Origin of the sequence: Vibrio sp. CyArs1, from assembly GCF_022432925.1 — a bacterium.
Classification (GTDB): Bacteria; Pseudomonadota; Gammaproteobacteria; order Enterobacterales; family Vibrionaceae; genus Vibrio; species Vibrio mediterranei.
The window spans coordinates 45,666-58,364 of sequence record NZ_JAKRBO010000002.1 but is presented as its reverse complement, the minus strand read 5'-3'; the positions used below and the strand labels follow the sequence as shown (position 1 = coordinate 58,364).

The window sequence follows — 12,699 nt, the reverse complement described above, 5'->3', positions numbered from 1 at the left end:
TTTGCCAATCCTTGAGTGTTATTGAATTCCGAGTTCGCTTTTCAACGTCGCAATATGGTTGAGATCCATATTATGCACTTTCAACATCTGCTCGATTTGGCTAATACGTGATGTGGCAGAATCATAACGGTCACATGAATCTGACTTTGCATCCCAAGATGTGCCTTCCAGGAATAGATCACAATCCTTCTTCCAGCGTTTCAAGTTTGGAGTCAGCTGCGATTTTTCTTGTTCCAACTTAGCCACTTCAGCTTTCAGTTCTGCTTCTCGCTTAAATAGCTCTTGAGACTGTTCGAACATCGAACTTTGGATATCCGTTTTACGTTCCAGTTGAACATTCTGTTTTTTCTGCTGCGCTAGTTTCTTACCTTGAGCACTCAACTGGTTTTCGAGTTGCTGGTTATCGGCTTCAAGTTTGGAAATCTGCTCATTCAAAGCATCTACTTGTTGCTGATGTTGTTCCACTTTCTCTTCCACCACTTTGCGCAACTTTAATTGTGACTCTGACTCGGCTAAAGCAAGTTTTTCATCCAAGTTAGATTGTTGAGTTTGAGTTTTGACTAGTGCTTGCTGGTATTGGGTATCGAGCTCTTTATATCGCTGCTGCCAGTCATTTTGCGTGACTGCCGAGCCAATAAGACCACCAGTTGCTAAACCCAGCACCGCGGCGATGCCAATATACAACCTCGCACGGGTATCTTTCTGTTCGATGACGACGACATCATTTTCGACCGGCTGATTTTCAGGTTGTTTATCCACTCTAACCTCTTTAAAAGTTGTTCATAGGTTTATCGAATTAACTCAGATATGACCAAGGTTGCTGTATAAATAACAAACGCAGACAGCACCGTAATCACCACACCTTTCTGTACCTTCTCATTGGTTCTATATCGAAACAGTAAAAAGGCCAGAGCCACTAGAAACGCAATTGCAATCAATCGAGTCATAAACATCTCCTTTGCACTAACGGCTACATTTTAAGCAAAAGTAGTGAATTTCCAGAGAGTTAACTGTACTACTCATCACTTTAGCGTACAACTTCAATTCTAAAGTCAGAAACATGTTCAAATATACCAAATGGAACGATCTACGCCCTATTTTGGCTCAAATAAATTGTAAAATTATTCATGACATCGTTTTTTATTTACGATAGGATTGCTGTCACAGATTATCTAGTCACTAGATATTTGTTCCGTTGAAGACTGCAGGAGAGTGGTTTATTAACCTTGCATTAACATTTGGTTAGTATGACCCGCCGAAGAAGTAAATCTTTCAGGTGCTTTATTCTGAGAAATCAGAGCTTATCTTAGATAAGGATAAAGTGAGGACTGTAGTTGGAGGAACCTCTGGAGAGAACCGTTAAATCGGTCGCCGAAGGAGCAAGCTCATTTCATGTAATGAGTGAAACTCTCAGGCAAAAGGACAGAGGAGAGAATAGCACCATTGAACAACTCATATTTCTACTGTAACGAACAACCGTTTACGGTCAATACTGAGTGGTAATGAACTCAGATCATTTTCGGTCTGTGGATTACTGCCCTTCTCTCTTCTCCTTAAGTTTTGTTTTATTAAGGGGAAATCATGAACGACCTTCAATCTTTACTACAAGCTATCGACTCTTTTGTATGGGGACCACCATTACTCATTTTGCTTGTTGGTACTGGCGTATACTTCACGTTTAGACTTGGCTTACTTCAATTTAGACATCTTCCAACCGCGCTCAAGCTCGTATTCAGCAAAGACAAATCCAGTAATGGTGATGTTTCTAGCTTCGCTGCATTGTGTACCGCTTTATCAGCGACAATAGGGACTGGTAACATCGTAGGCGTTGCAACTGCAATTAAGCTAGGCGGCCCAGGTGCTTTATTCTGGATGTGGTTAGCGGCGCTGTTTGGTATGGCCACTAAGTATGCCGAATGCTTGCTCGCCGTTAAATATCGCAAAGTAGACGATAAAGGACAGATGCTTGGCGGACCTATGTACTATCTGCGCGATGGTGTTGGTTCTAAGTTCCTAGCCACGATGTTTGCTGTCTTTGCTCTTGGTGTAGCTTGTTTTGGTATTGGTACCTTTCCGCAAGTCAACGCTATTCTGGATGCAAGCCACATTTCTTTCGGTATCTCTCGCGAGATCTCCGCTTCGGTTCTTACTCTTCTTGTTGCCTTTGTAACCTTAGGTGGTATCAAGTCTATTGCTAATGTGGCAGGTAAAGTCGTACCAACCATGGCGGTGTTTTATGTACTAGCCTGCTCGAGCGTTATAGTCATGAACGCCGAACAACTAGGTGCCGCAATTCAACTTGTCGTAGTATCTGCATTTACTAGCACAGCGGCAACAGGGGGCTTCGTCGGGGCCAGCATAATGCTGGCTATTCAATCCGGTATTGCTCGTGGTGTATTCTCTAACGAGAGTGGTCTAGGCAGTGCGCCAATGGCGGCGGCGGCGGCTAAAACTGATAGCTGTGTTCGCCAAGGCCTTATCTCTATGACGGGTACGTTCATCGACACAATCATTATCTGTACCATGACAGGCCTTGCATTGATTTTAACTGGTGCGTGGCAAAGTGATTTTGCTGGCGCAGCTATGACCACTCATGCTTTTGCTGTCGGTCTAAATTCGGATACTCTCGGTCCTCTACTGGTATCGATAGGACTGATATTCTTCGCGTTTACCACTATTCTTGGCTGGAATTACTATGGTGAACGTTGCGTTGTATTCCTCATGGGCACCAAGGCGGTATTACCTTATAAGATCATCTTCGTTGGTTTGGTCGCGTCTGGCGCTTTCTTGCACCTAGATATAATTTGGATTATTGCCGACATCGTGAATGGCTTAATGGCGGTGCCTAACCTAATTGGATTGGTGTTGCTCAGAAATGTCGTTATTGAAGAGACTAAACTCTACTTTGCTTCGACCTCTAAAGACAAGCGTGAGGCTGTTATTGCATAGAGTCATCAACTCTTAAATTAGAAAAGGTCTGATGTTTAATCAGACCTTTCTTTTTACATAAACATTATGTCAGCAACGCTATCTAGTGCCGCATCGGTTGCGCCGTTTAATTGAGTGGCCAATGTCGCCATAAACGCCGAACAAGCCGCTATAATTGCAATGATCATAGGAATGTCCTACCGAATGAATGAAGCCATAGATTAACGTCATCCATAAACTATGAGTTACCTTTCTACGCCAAATGCTAATCCGTTTACTAAAACGTCTTAATGGCAGTTTCTCTTACGAAACACGATCATCACAATAGCCGGAATCATAATAGTCACCGGTATCACCAATGTTTGTAATAGCAAAGATCCAATACCACTGTGCGCAAACATGGTTTCCAAACGAAAATAGCCAATTAACAACAGTAGAATAAGTACCAAAGAACAGAGGAGCTCTTTCAAACACATCTTCGAACGAGGCGGACAATAGCCATTTGCGACAGCGAACAATAGCATTCCGATACACAGCGCTAACCAGCTTAAAAATGATGGGTATTGCCAGATATAAGCACAGGTGGCCGCAATCGCCGTTAGTATGAGCCACACTTTAACCCGCGTAAACGTGTAGTCTTCAATGACCGCAAGGCTAAAATGATGCCTAATAAAATGCCAGCCAACAAGCGCACCAATAATTGCACCGGCTAACATATCCGACAAGAATGCACCCCCACTTATAAATTGGTAGAACGCGATGATGATAGTGACCAAAAAAGCCGCGATGGCGAACTTACTCAAATGACGTGGCTGTATTTGACTCACCACGATACTGGAAATACAAATCCAATTCGCCATGATTAAGTCGGGAAAGCTGAACCCGCTTCGCTCGTTATAGTTAAGCGTGGGTAAATAAGCATGGGGAACAGGAAAACTAAACCCCTGCTTTGCGACCAAAATAAATAACGAGGTCGCCGTCACAGCAAACATAAGTTGTGCGGTAAAGGAGCGCCCCCATAGCCAAATGAACAGTGGCAGGAATGAAATAAGTAGTAACGGCTGCAACACGATGTAAAGTACATTACCACCTAAGACAACTAACTCTTGTAGTTGCTTCGGCGCTGCAACAAGCGCTTCTTGTGTACTAGATAACCAAGACAATTCGAGTTGATGAACTTTTGGTGCAGAACTGATTAGGTTGTCGATATAACTGATAGGCTGATTCGGGATCGCAGCAAACATAGATTCTACCATCGGCCACTGACTAGGATATCGATACTCGGTCGATGATACCGATTTTGGGCTCAGTAGGTTGGCACTACGTACCTCAACACCAAAATGTGGTGCAAAGTAAATCGGAAGTTCTACGCCTCGACCATAATTAGTCTCACTGTAAGCAATGATGTCAGACTCGACCTTACACTCATAAAACACTGCGCGTTTAGTTCGACCTAACTCTTGACCAACGACAACCACTAACCCTGCCTCTTCCCATGTTTCACGTTGGGCAGTCAGTCGCGGGTCTTCGTTGTTATCAATCGTTCCTCCCGGCAAAGATAGCTTTCCCGTTACGATTTCATCGACCAGCAGAATGCGATCGTCAGCACGAACCAAACACAATGCTCCTCTTATTGTAGGAGCTAATGGTGGATCATTATGTACAAAAGGTTCTCGGAGATTATCCGACAGCTCATTGAACGAGGTGTTTGGCACCTTAGACGTTACGTTCGGCGACATGTCCGAAGCAGCAAAGCTCTGATGTATTGTTAGTAGCGCAAGTAATAGCGTAAAAGCAATATGGCTCAAAAGTTGAGTCACAGACATACCTAATTAGATTTTTTTTCTAAGACAATGTATATGAGGGATAAATCCCTCTTTGTTATATAAGTTCAGAGCGGCGTGATTAAAGTCCCAGACCTCAACCATAATCTGACTAGCCCCTAACTCAATTAAACGACGTTCACTTTCTTTCAGTAATTTTTGAGCAAACCCATGATGCCGATAGTCAGGTTTTATAAACAGCTCATCGATATTTCCTATTAAACAAGGCTTACTAATCGGTGACAGTAGTTCACAAAACTGCGCCGTCACAAAACCGACGCTCTGAGGGACGCGCTTGTCGCCATCAATGGTTAGAACAAGTACCAAGCAGTCAGGTGAATCTAGGTAACGTGCAATGCTCTTTTCTTCCTGCACCTCTGATGCGGGTTTGAAGTCTTCGGGGACAGCTTGGTGATGATACTCATGCAACTCATACATAAGATCATTTAGCGTTTCCAAATCTTGGGTATTAGCAGAGCGAATTCTATAGGCTAAATCAGTCATAGACGCGTGGTAAATGTTGCAAAAAGAGAAAGTCGTTTACAAATGTGCGCCTAGTGTGAGGGTTTTGTCAGGCATGTGCAAATAAAAAAACATAATGACAGATGATGTAGGAGTCTCGTGGGTGAATATCACACTCTCAGGTGACTATACTTATCCAAAACGATAAGGAGCATGATATGTCACGTACACTGATTTGCACTTTGTTCGGCCTACTATTATGGGCGCCCTATTCTTTGGCGTCTTTGCCGATGAAATGTACGTTAACGGCTACTACCGACCATTTTTGGTTCTATCAAGAACAGTTAGTATTTCAAAGTGAGCAGTTCGTAATTTTTCAGAATTTTAAAGGAAGAGTTGTCACACAGGTCGACCTAAAGACCGGAAAGTTCAGCCGTACTACCTATATCGGCGAACCTTTTACTCCTAAGTATCAAATGTTGTTTGGTAACTGCGAGGAACCGAACCATGTTCTTAAAATGTGGCAGATGAGTTCGGTTCCTTATGACAATTAAATCAGTCTGTATGCAACGCTCGTTCAATTTCTGAAAGGCTGCTTGGGTCATCAATCGTCGAAGGGACAGTGTAGGTTTCACCGTCGGCTATTTGGCGTATAACTCGACGTAGAATCTTACCAGAGCGAGTTTTGGGTAATCGTTCTACTACTAGTGCGTGTTTGAAACATGCAACAGCACCGATTTCCTGACGAACTTTACCGACCAATTCATGTTCCAGTTCCCCACTATCAACTTTGACACCATCTTTTAATACCACTAAGCCCAATGGCAACTGACCTTTGAGGTCATCATGCACACCAACAACTGCGCACTCTGCAATCGCTGGATGTCCACCAACAATTTCTTCCATCTCACCAGTAGATAAGCGGTGTCCTGCTACGTTTATGACATCATCCACTCGTCCCATAATGAATAAGTAGCCATCCTCATCCAGATAACCGCCATCTCCAGAGACATAATAACCTTCAAACTGACTTAAATAGCCCGATTCAAATCGGTCATGATTGCGCCACACGGTAGTAAGGCAACTTGGTGGCAATGGACGTTTAAGTGAGACAAAGCCTTGTTGATTAGCACCAACTGGCTCACCGATTTCATTGAGAATCTCAACGGTAAAACCCGGACTTGGTTTCGTTGATGAGCCCGCTTTGACACCCATTACCTCTATACCTAACGGGTTAGAAGAGATAGCCCAACCCGTTTCCGTTTGCCACCAATGGTCGATCACTGGCTTTTTGGTATGTGTTTCTACCCACTCTAACGTCGGTGGGTCGAGACGCTCCCCCGCCATAAAAATGCTCTTTAACCCGCTGATATCATACTTAGACAACTCCAAGCCATCAGGGTCTTCCTTCTTGATTGCTCGAAACGCTGTAGGTGCAGAGAACAGCACTTGAACATTATATTCTTCACACACACGCCAAAACGCACCTGGATCAGGTGTTCTCACCGGTTTGCCTTCAAAAAGAATTGAAGTGCAACCGTGAATAAGCGGCGCATAAACAATGTAAGAGTGCCCAACTACCCAACCTACATCCGACGCGGCCCAATACACGCCATCAGTTGGCATGTTGTAGACTGCAGACATTGAGTACTTCATAGCGACGGCGTGCCCACCATTATCGCGCACCACACCTTTTGGTTTCCCAGTCGTTCCTGACGTATACAAAATATATAGAGGGTCAGTGGCAAGCACAGGTACACATTCATGGGGCAACGCTGATTCATATTCTGTTTGCCAGTCCAAATCACGTTCTTGATTCAGCTCTGCCTCACATTGCGGACGTTGCAGTACAAATACATTGTTCGGCTTCCAACGACTATCCATGATCGCCTTGTCAACCAATGGCTTGTAAGGTAAAACCTTATTGATTTCTATACCGCAAGACGCGGTCATAATGACTTTAGGTTCAGCATCCTCAATTCTGACAGCCAGTTCGTTTGGTGCAAAGCCGCCGAATACTACTGAATGAATCGCCCCCAAACGTGCACAAGCCAACATTGCCATTGCCGCTTCCGGGATCATTGGCATATAGATAACAACACGATCGCCTTTAACCACTCCTTGTTTAGCAAGCATTCCCGCGATTTTTGCAACCTTATCTCGAAGCTCAAAATAGCTATACTTTTGCTTTGTTCCTGTGACAGGTGAGTCGTAAATGAGAGCGGTTTTCTCCCCTCGCCCATTTTCGCAGTGATAATCAAGTGCTAACCAAGCAGTATTCATAACGCCGTCAGGAAACCAACGCTCGATGCCGTTTTCATCTTTCTCAAGTATGGTTTTTGGCGCTTCAAACCAGTCAATGGCTCTTGCTTGATGTTCCCAAAAAGACTCTGGTTGCTTCTCAGCCCACTGATATTCTTGTTGATATGCAGACATAATGCGTCCTCCAATATGTCTATTTCATAGTATCCGATGGCACACGAACCCAACCTTCCATAAGGATTCGAGCACTTCGACTCATTATTGCTTTATTTACTGTCCAGCCATTCGATGACTGTGAAGAAACCGCCCCCACCTTCAATGTTCCAGAAGGGTGCCCAAACGTCACAGATTCTCGGTTGCCTCCGCCAGCAGCCAAATTTACGACGGTACCGTCTACGCTTGAAGCGCAGGCGATGGCAACGGCCGCAGTGCCCATCATCGCATGGTGTAATTTCCCCATCGACAAAGCACGAGCTAAGAGATCAACGCTGTTGGCCTCAATGGGCTTACCACTCGATGAAACGTAGTCTTTTGCAGACGACACAAAAGCCACTTTCGGAGTGTGCTGCCTAGTCGCGGCTTGATCAACCGAATCAATCAAGCCCATTTTTACCGCACCATGCGCTCGGATTATTTCAAACTTTTCAAGCCAAGCCTCATCACTGTTAATGTCATCTTGAAGTTCAGCACCTGATAAACCTAGTTCCTTGGCATCGATAAAAATCGTTGGGATACCCGCACTGATCATGGTCGCATTAAACACACCTACATTTGGCACTTCTAGATCATCAATCAAGTTGCCCGTCGGGAACATCGAGCCATTGCTGTCACTAGGGTCAACAAACTCAACCGCGATCTCGGCAGCCGGAAATGTCACTCCGTCGAGCTCAAAATCACCCAACTCTTGCACTTCGCCGTCGACAATAGGAACGTTAGCGATAATGGTTTTTTGAATGTTTGCCTGCCAAATTCGAATTTTCGCGATTCCGTTTTCGGGTATCCGCTCGTTATCAACCAACCCACTATGAATAGCGAAAGGTCCCACCGCAGCCGATAAGTTGCCGCAATTACCACTCCAATCGACGAAGGCCTTGTCGATTGAGACTTGCCCAAATAAATAGTCAATATCGTGATCATCACGGGTGCTTTTTGACACTATCACCGTTTTACTGGTGCTCGACGTCGCGCCTCCCATGCCATCAATCTGTTTTGCATAAGGATCTGGACTTCCTATTACGCGCATCAGTAACTTGTCTCGTGCTGCTCCTGGTTGCTGAGCTTCAAGAGGGAGATCCAACAAGCTGAAAAAGACCCCCTTACTAGTACCGCCACGCAGATAAGTCGCAGGAATTTTAATTTGTTTCGTCATTCCTTTCCCCTTACTGTGCTAAGAAGTCTTGAGCAAATCGCTGTAACACGCCACCAGCAGAGTAGACTTTAACTTCATCTTCAGTATCCAAACGGCAAGTCACTGGCACATCGAGTTTTTCCCCGTTGGTTCGGGTAATCACTAAAGCAAGATCACAACCCGCTTTGATATCGCCTACGACGTCGTACAGTTCCGTGCCATCAAGCGCTAACGTATTGCGGTTGGTACCTTTTTTGAACTCAAGAGGTAGTACTCCCATCCCCACTAAATTGGTGCGGTGAATTCGTTCAAAACCCTCTGCCGCAATAGCTTCAACCCCGGCTAGGCGCACACCTTTTGCAGCCCAATCTCGCGAAGAACCTTGCCCATAATCAGCACCCGCTACAATGATTAACGGCTGTTTACGCGCCATATAGGTCTCAATGGCTTCCCACATTCTTGTGACTTTACCTTCCGGCTCAATACGAGCGAGAGATCCTTGAACGACCTGTTCATCCTCTTTAACCATCTCGTTGAACAATTTTGGATTCGCAAATGTCGCTCTTTGCGCGGTCAAGTGGTCACCACGATGGGTTGCATACGAGTTGTAGTCTTCTTCTGGCACGCCCATGCTTGTCAGATATTCGCCGGCAGCACTAGTGGCTAGAATCGCGTTCGATGGCGACAAGTGATCAGTGGTAATGTTGTCGCCCAATACTGCTAAAGGTCGCATTCCTCGCAATGTGCGTTTACCTGTCAACGCCCCTTCCCAGTATGGCGGTCTACGAATATAAGTGCTGCGTTCACGCCAGTCATAGAGTGGGCTTTTCGCTCTCTCGGTCTCATCCAGCTTGAACATTTGAATATACACTTGGTTAAATTGCTCAGGTTTCACATGTTGACTAACTACAGCATCGATCTCTTCATCACTTGGCCAAATATCGTTGAGATAGATGGGGTTACCGGAAGCATCAAGACCAAGAGCATCGCGCTCAATATCAAAGCGAATGGTACCTGCTATCGCGTACGCAACAACCAATGGCGGTGAGGCGAGAAACGCTTGTTTAGCGTAGGGGTGAATTCGCCCATCAAAGTTCCGGTTACCCGACAATACAGCAGTGGTGTAGAGATCGTTTTCAATGATCTCTTGCTGAATTTGCGGATCCAACGCACCACTCATACCATTACACGTGGTACAAGCATAGGCAACGATGCCAAACCCCAACTTTTCGAGTTCAGGTAACAATCCAGCTTCTTCTAGATACAGCTTAGCGACCTTGGAACCCGGTGCGAATGATGATTTCACCCACGGTTTGCGCAGTAGTCCTAACTCATTGGCTTTTTTGGCGATCAACCCTGCCGCCACAACATTTCTTGGATTACTGGTATTTGTACAGGAGGTAATAGCCGCAATGATAACAGCACCATCTGGCATCTTATCTTGCGTCTGCTCCCAAGGTGCAGCAATACCCTGCTGGTTTAACTCAGCAGTTGGTAATCGGCGATGTGGGTTGGAGGGACCTGCTAAGGTTCTTTCAACTTTAGATAGATCAAATTCAAGTACTCGCTCATATTGTGCACTTTCTAAAGCATTTGCCCAAAGCCCTGTTTGCTTAGCATAGTTTTCTACCAATTTAACTTGTTCATCATCGCGACCAGTAAGCTTCAGATAGTTAATAGTCTGCTCGTCAATGTAGAACATGCCAGCCGACGCGCCGTATTCTGGCGTCATATTTGAAATGGTGGCACGATCACCGATAGTCAGATGCTTAGTACCTTCACCAAAGAATTCCAAATAACTCGATACTACACGTTGAGCACGCAAGAACTCAGTTAACGCCAACACAATATCAGTGGCGGTAATACCGGGTTGACGCTGTCCAACAAGACGAACCCCGACAATATCTGGTAAGCGCATCATGGATGGTCGACCTAACATCACCGTTTCCGCCTCTAAACCACCAACGCCAATGGCAATAACACCAAGTGCATCAACGTGAGGCGTATGGCTATCTGTGCCGACGCAGGTATCGGGAAATGCCACGCCTTGCTTAGTTTGAACGACTGGCGACAACTTCTCTAAGTTGATCTGGTGCATAATTCCGTTACCGGCTGGTACTACACTAACGTTCTCAAAGGCGGTTTTACACCACTCGATAAAGTGGAATCGGTCTTCATTTCGACGCTCTTCTACGGCTCGATTCTTTTCAAACGCATCAGCCTCAAAGCCGGCATGCTCAACCGCCAATGAATGGTCAACAATCAGCTGAGTTTCAACAACAGGGTTGACGCTGGCCGGATCGCCGCCTTGATTAGCTATCGCGTCTCTCAATCCAGCTAAGTCCACCAAAGCAGTCTGCCCAAGAATGTCATGACAGACAACGCGGGCTGGATACCAAGGGAAGTCTTTATCTCGACGGCGATAAATAAGCTGAGACAAACACTCCTCTAGCTCTGACGGTTCGCAACGACGTACTAAATTCTCTGCCAAAACTCGAGACGTGTATGGCAAGTGCTGGTAGGCTCCTGGCTCTATGTCATCAACCGCAGCTTTGGCATCGTAATAGTCCAACTGCGAATTGGGGAGAGCTTTGCGATATTGGTAATTTATAGTTTGATTAGACATGCTCACATCCTTTCTAAACGCTCTTTTTTCTCTGCTTAGTTTTCACAGTTAGTCACGTTCGTTGATTTCCACCCACTCTCTTGCTTCTGGGCCTTCATAGTCCGCGCTTGGTCTAATAATTCGGTTATTTGCGCGCTGCTCATAAACGTGAGCAGCCCAACCTGTAAGTCGACTCATGACGAAAATAGGCGTGAACAGTTTGGTAGGAATATCCATAAAGTGGTAAGCCGACGCATGGAAAAAGTCAGCGTTACAGAACAGACCTTTTTCGCGTTTCATTACCGCTTCTACCCTTACCGAAACATCGTAAAGATAGGTATCGCCAACTTGTGTAGATAGCTCTTCTGACCAACGCTTAATGAGTGCATTACGCGGATCGCTCTCACGGTAAATAGCATGCCCAAAACCCATGATTTTATCTTTGTTGGCTAGCATCTGCATGATGTTCGCTTCTGCTTCGTCCGCGCTACGCCAATCTTGAATCATATCCATGGCGGCTTCGTTTGCACCGCCGTGCAATGGACCACGCAGAGTGCCTATAGCTGCGGTGATGCAGGAATGAATATCGGACAAGGTTGACGCGCAAACACGAGCTGCAAAGGTCGAGGCATTAAATTCATGCTCGGCATAAAGAATTAACGAACAATGCATCACTTTTTTGTGAAGCTCAGATGGCGACTTATCAGTGAGCATTTTCAGGAAATAGCCACCAATACAATCCTCTGACTGGTCCTTGGTATCAATACGCACACCATCATGACTGTAGCGATACCAGTAACAGATAATCGCTGGGAATAACGCCAGCATTCTCTCTGTCGCCGCCTCTTGCTCAGAGAAGTCTAGTTCTTGCTCTAAATTACCTAGCATCGAGCAACCCGTTCTCATCACATCCATCGGGTGAGCATCAGCGGGAATCAATTCCAGTGCCTTTTTCAGAGATTCTGGCAGGCCACGTAAGCCCACAAGAATGGTTTTATATTCATCAAGCTCTGTTTGATTAGGTAAATGTCCACGCAATAGTAAGTGCGCGACTTCTTCAAATTGCGCATTGTTGGCAAGATCGGTGATGTCGTAACCTCGGTAAGTAAGACCTGTCCCCGACTTACCTACTGTACATAGTGCTGTTGTACCTGCACTTTGGCCTCGAAGACCGGCTCCACCTATGGCTGAATTAGGCATTTTGAACTCCTTTTCCCGCTTTTGTCCCTTTTGGGATCTCTTAACGCGGCATCATGTTATTGGATAAAGTT

At 45.4% G+C, this 12,699-nt stretch carries 10 protein-coding genes and 1 riboswitch; of the genes, 2 read left to right on the top strand and 8 right to left on the bottom strand.

Annotation, left to right across the window (positions count from 1 at the left end; translation table 11 throughout):
- Positions 1-18: 18 nt before the first annotated feature.
- Positions 19-759, bottom strand: coding sequence for a chromosome partitioning protein ParA (locus MMA19_RS06935; protein WP_240205867.1), 741 nt, complete (start codon positions 757-759; stop codon positions 19-21).
- Between the two features lie 29 nt (positions 760-788).
- On the bottom strand, positions 789-947 hold the full coding sequence (locus MMA19_RS06930) for a hypothetical protein (protein ID WP_006072438.1): 159 nt from the start codon (positions 945-947) through the stop codon (positions 789-791).
- A 389-nt stretch (positions 948-1,336) separates the two neighbouring features.
- A riboswitch (glycine riboswitch) is annotated at positions 1,337-1,436 on the top strand.
- A 145-nt stretch (positions 1,437-1,581) separates the two neighbouring features.
- Between MMA19_RS06930 and MMA19_RS06925 the strand changes: the two genes are divergently transcribed.
- The gene (locus MMA19_RS06925) at positions 1,582-2,949 is read left to right on the top strand and encodes a sodium:alanine symporter family protein (protein WP_006072436.1); all 1,368 of its coding nucleotides are present in this window, start codon (positions 1,582-1,584) and stop codon (positions 2,947-2,949) included.
- 266 nt (positions 2,950-3,215) lie between these two features.
- Here MMA19_RS06925 and MMA19_RS06920 read toward each other — a convergent pair whose 3' ends face one another.
- Both MMA19_RS06920 and MMA19_RS06915 read right to left on the bottom strand, forming a co-directional pair.
- Positions 3,216-4,748 (bottom strand): bifunctional NUDIX hydrolase/phosphatase PAP2 family protein, encoded by a 1,533-nt coding sequence (locus tag MMA19_RS06920; protein ID WP_240205866.1) that lies wholly within the window; start codon positions 4,746-4,748, stop codon positions 3,216-3,218.
- Between the two features lie 12 nt (positions 4,749-4,760).
- A complete protein-coding gene (locus MMA19_RS06915; RefSeq protein WP_240205865.1) occupies positions 4,761-5,255 on the bottom strand; it encodes an N-acetyltransferase in 495 nt (164 codons plus the stop codon).
- A 176-nt stretch (positions 5,256-5,431) separates the two neighbouring features.
- Here MMA19_RS06915 and MMA19_RS06910 point away from each other — a divergent pair, with 176 nt between their 5' ends.
- Positions 5,432-5,767 (top strand): hypothetical protein, encoded by a 336-nt coding sequence (locus MMA19_RS06910; RefSeq protein WP_006072426.1) that lies wholly within the window; start codon positions 5,432-5,434, stop codon positions 5,765-5,767.
- Between the two features lies 1 nt (position 5,768).
- On the opposite strand, the gene MMA19_RS06905 is transcribed toward MMA19_RS06910, so the two are convergent.
- From MMA19_RS06905 to prpC, 4 genes are read right to left on the bottom strand one after another with little or no spacing between them, the layout of a single operon-like run.
- Complete coding sequence (locus MMA19_RS06905; RefSeq protein ID WP_124941134.1) at positions 5,769-7,649, bottom strand: propionyl-CoA synthetase; 1,881 nt, start codon at positions 7,647-7,649, stop codon at positions 5,769-5,771.
- Between the two features lie 19 nt (positions 7,650-7,668).
- Positions 7,669-8,844, bottom strand: coding sequence for a 2-methylaconitate cis-trans isomerase PrpF (gene prpF, locus MMA19_RS06900; protein ID WP_240205864.1), 1,176 nt, complete (start codon positions 8,842-8,844; stop codon positions 7,669-7,671).
- A 10-nt stretch (positions 8,845-8,854) separates the two neighbouring features.
- Complete coding sequence (gene acnD, locus MMA19_RS06895) at positions 8,855-11,449, bottom strand: Fe/S-dependent 2-methylisocitrate dehydratase AcnD (RefSeq protein WP_124941132.1); 2,595 nt, start codon at positions 11,447-11,449, stop codon at positions 8,855-8,857.
- 48 nt (positions 11,450-11,497) lie between these two features.
- A complete protein-coding gene (gene prpC, locus MMA19_RS06890; protein WP_062460605.1) occupies positions 11,498-12,628 on the bottom strand; it encodes a 2-methylcitrate synthase in 1,131 nt (376 codons plus the stop codon).
- Positions 12,629-12,699 lie beyond the last annotated feature (71 nt).

Bases quoted from the DNA above. Each gene is read 5' to 3' on its own strand.
- MMA19_RS06930 (WP_006072438.1), bottom strand. From the start codon at position 947: ATGACTCGATTGATTGCAATTGCGTTTCTAGTGGCTCTGGCCTTTTTA.
- MMA19_RS06925 (WP_006072436.1), top strand. From the start codon at position 1,582: ATGAACGACCTTCAATCTTTACTACAAGCTATCGACTCTTTTGTATGG.
- MMA19_RS06915 (WP_240205865.1), bottom strand. From the start codon at position 5,255: ATGACTGATTTAGCCTATAGAATTCGCTCTGCTAATACCCAAGATTTG.
- MMA19_RS06910 (WP_006072426.1), top strand. From the start codon at position 5,432: ATGTCACGTACACTGATTTGCACTTTGTTCGGCCTACTATTATGGGCG.
- MMA19_RS06905 (WP_124941134.1), bottom strand. From the start codon at position 7,649: ATGTCTGCATATCAACAAGAATATCAGTGGGCTGAGAAGCAACCAGAG.
- prpF (WP_240205864.1), bottom strand. From the start codon at position 8,844: ATGACGAAACAAATTAAAATTCCTGCGACTTATCTGCGTGGCGGTACT.
- acnD (WP_124941132.1), bottom strand. From the start codon at position 11,449: ATGTCTAATCAAACTATAAATTACCAATATCGCAAAGCTCTCCCCAAT.
- prpC (WP_062460605.1), bottom strand. From the start codon at position 12,628: ATGCCTAATTCAGCCATAGGTGGAGCCGGTCTTCGAGGCCAAAGTGCA.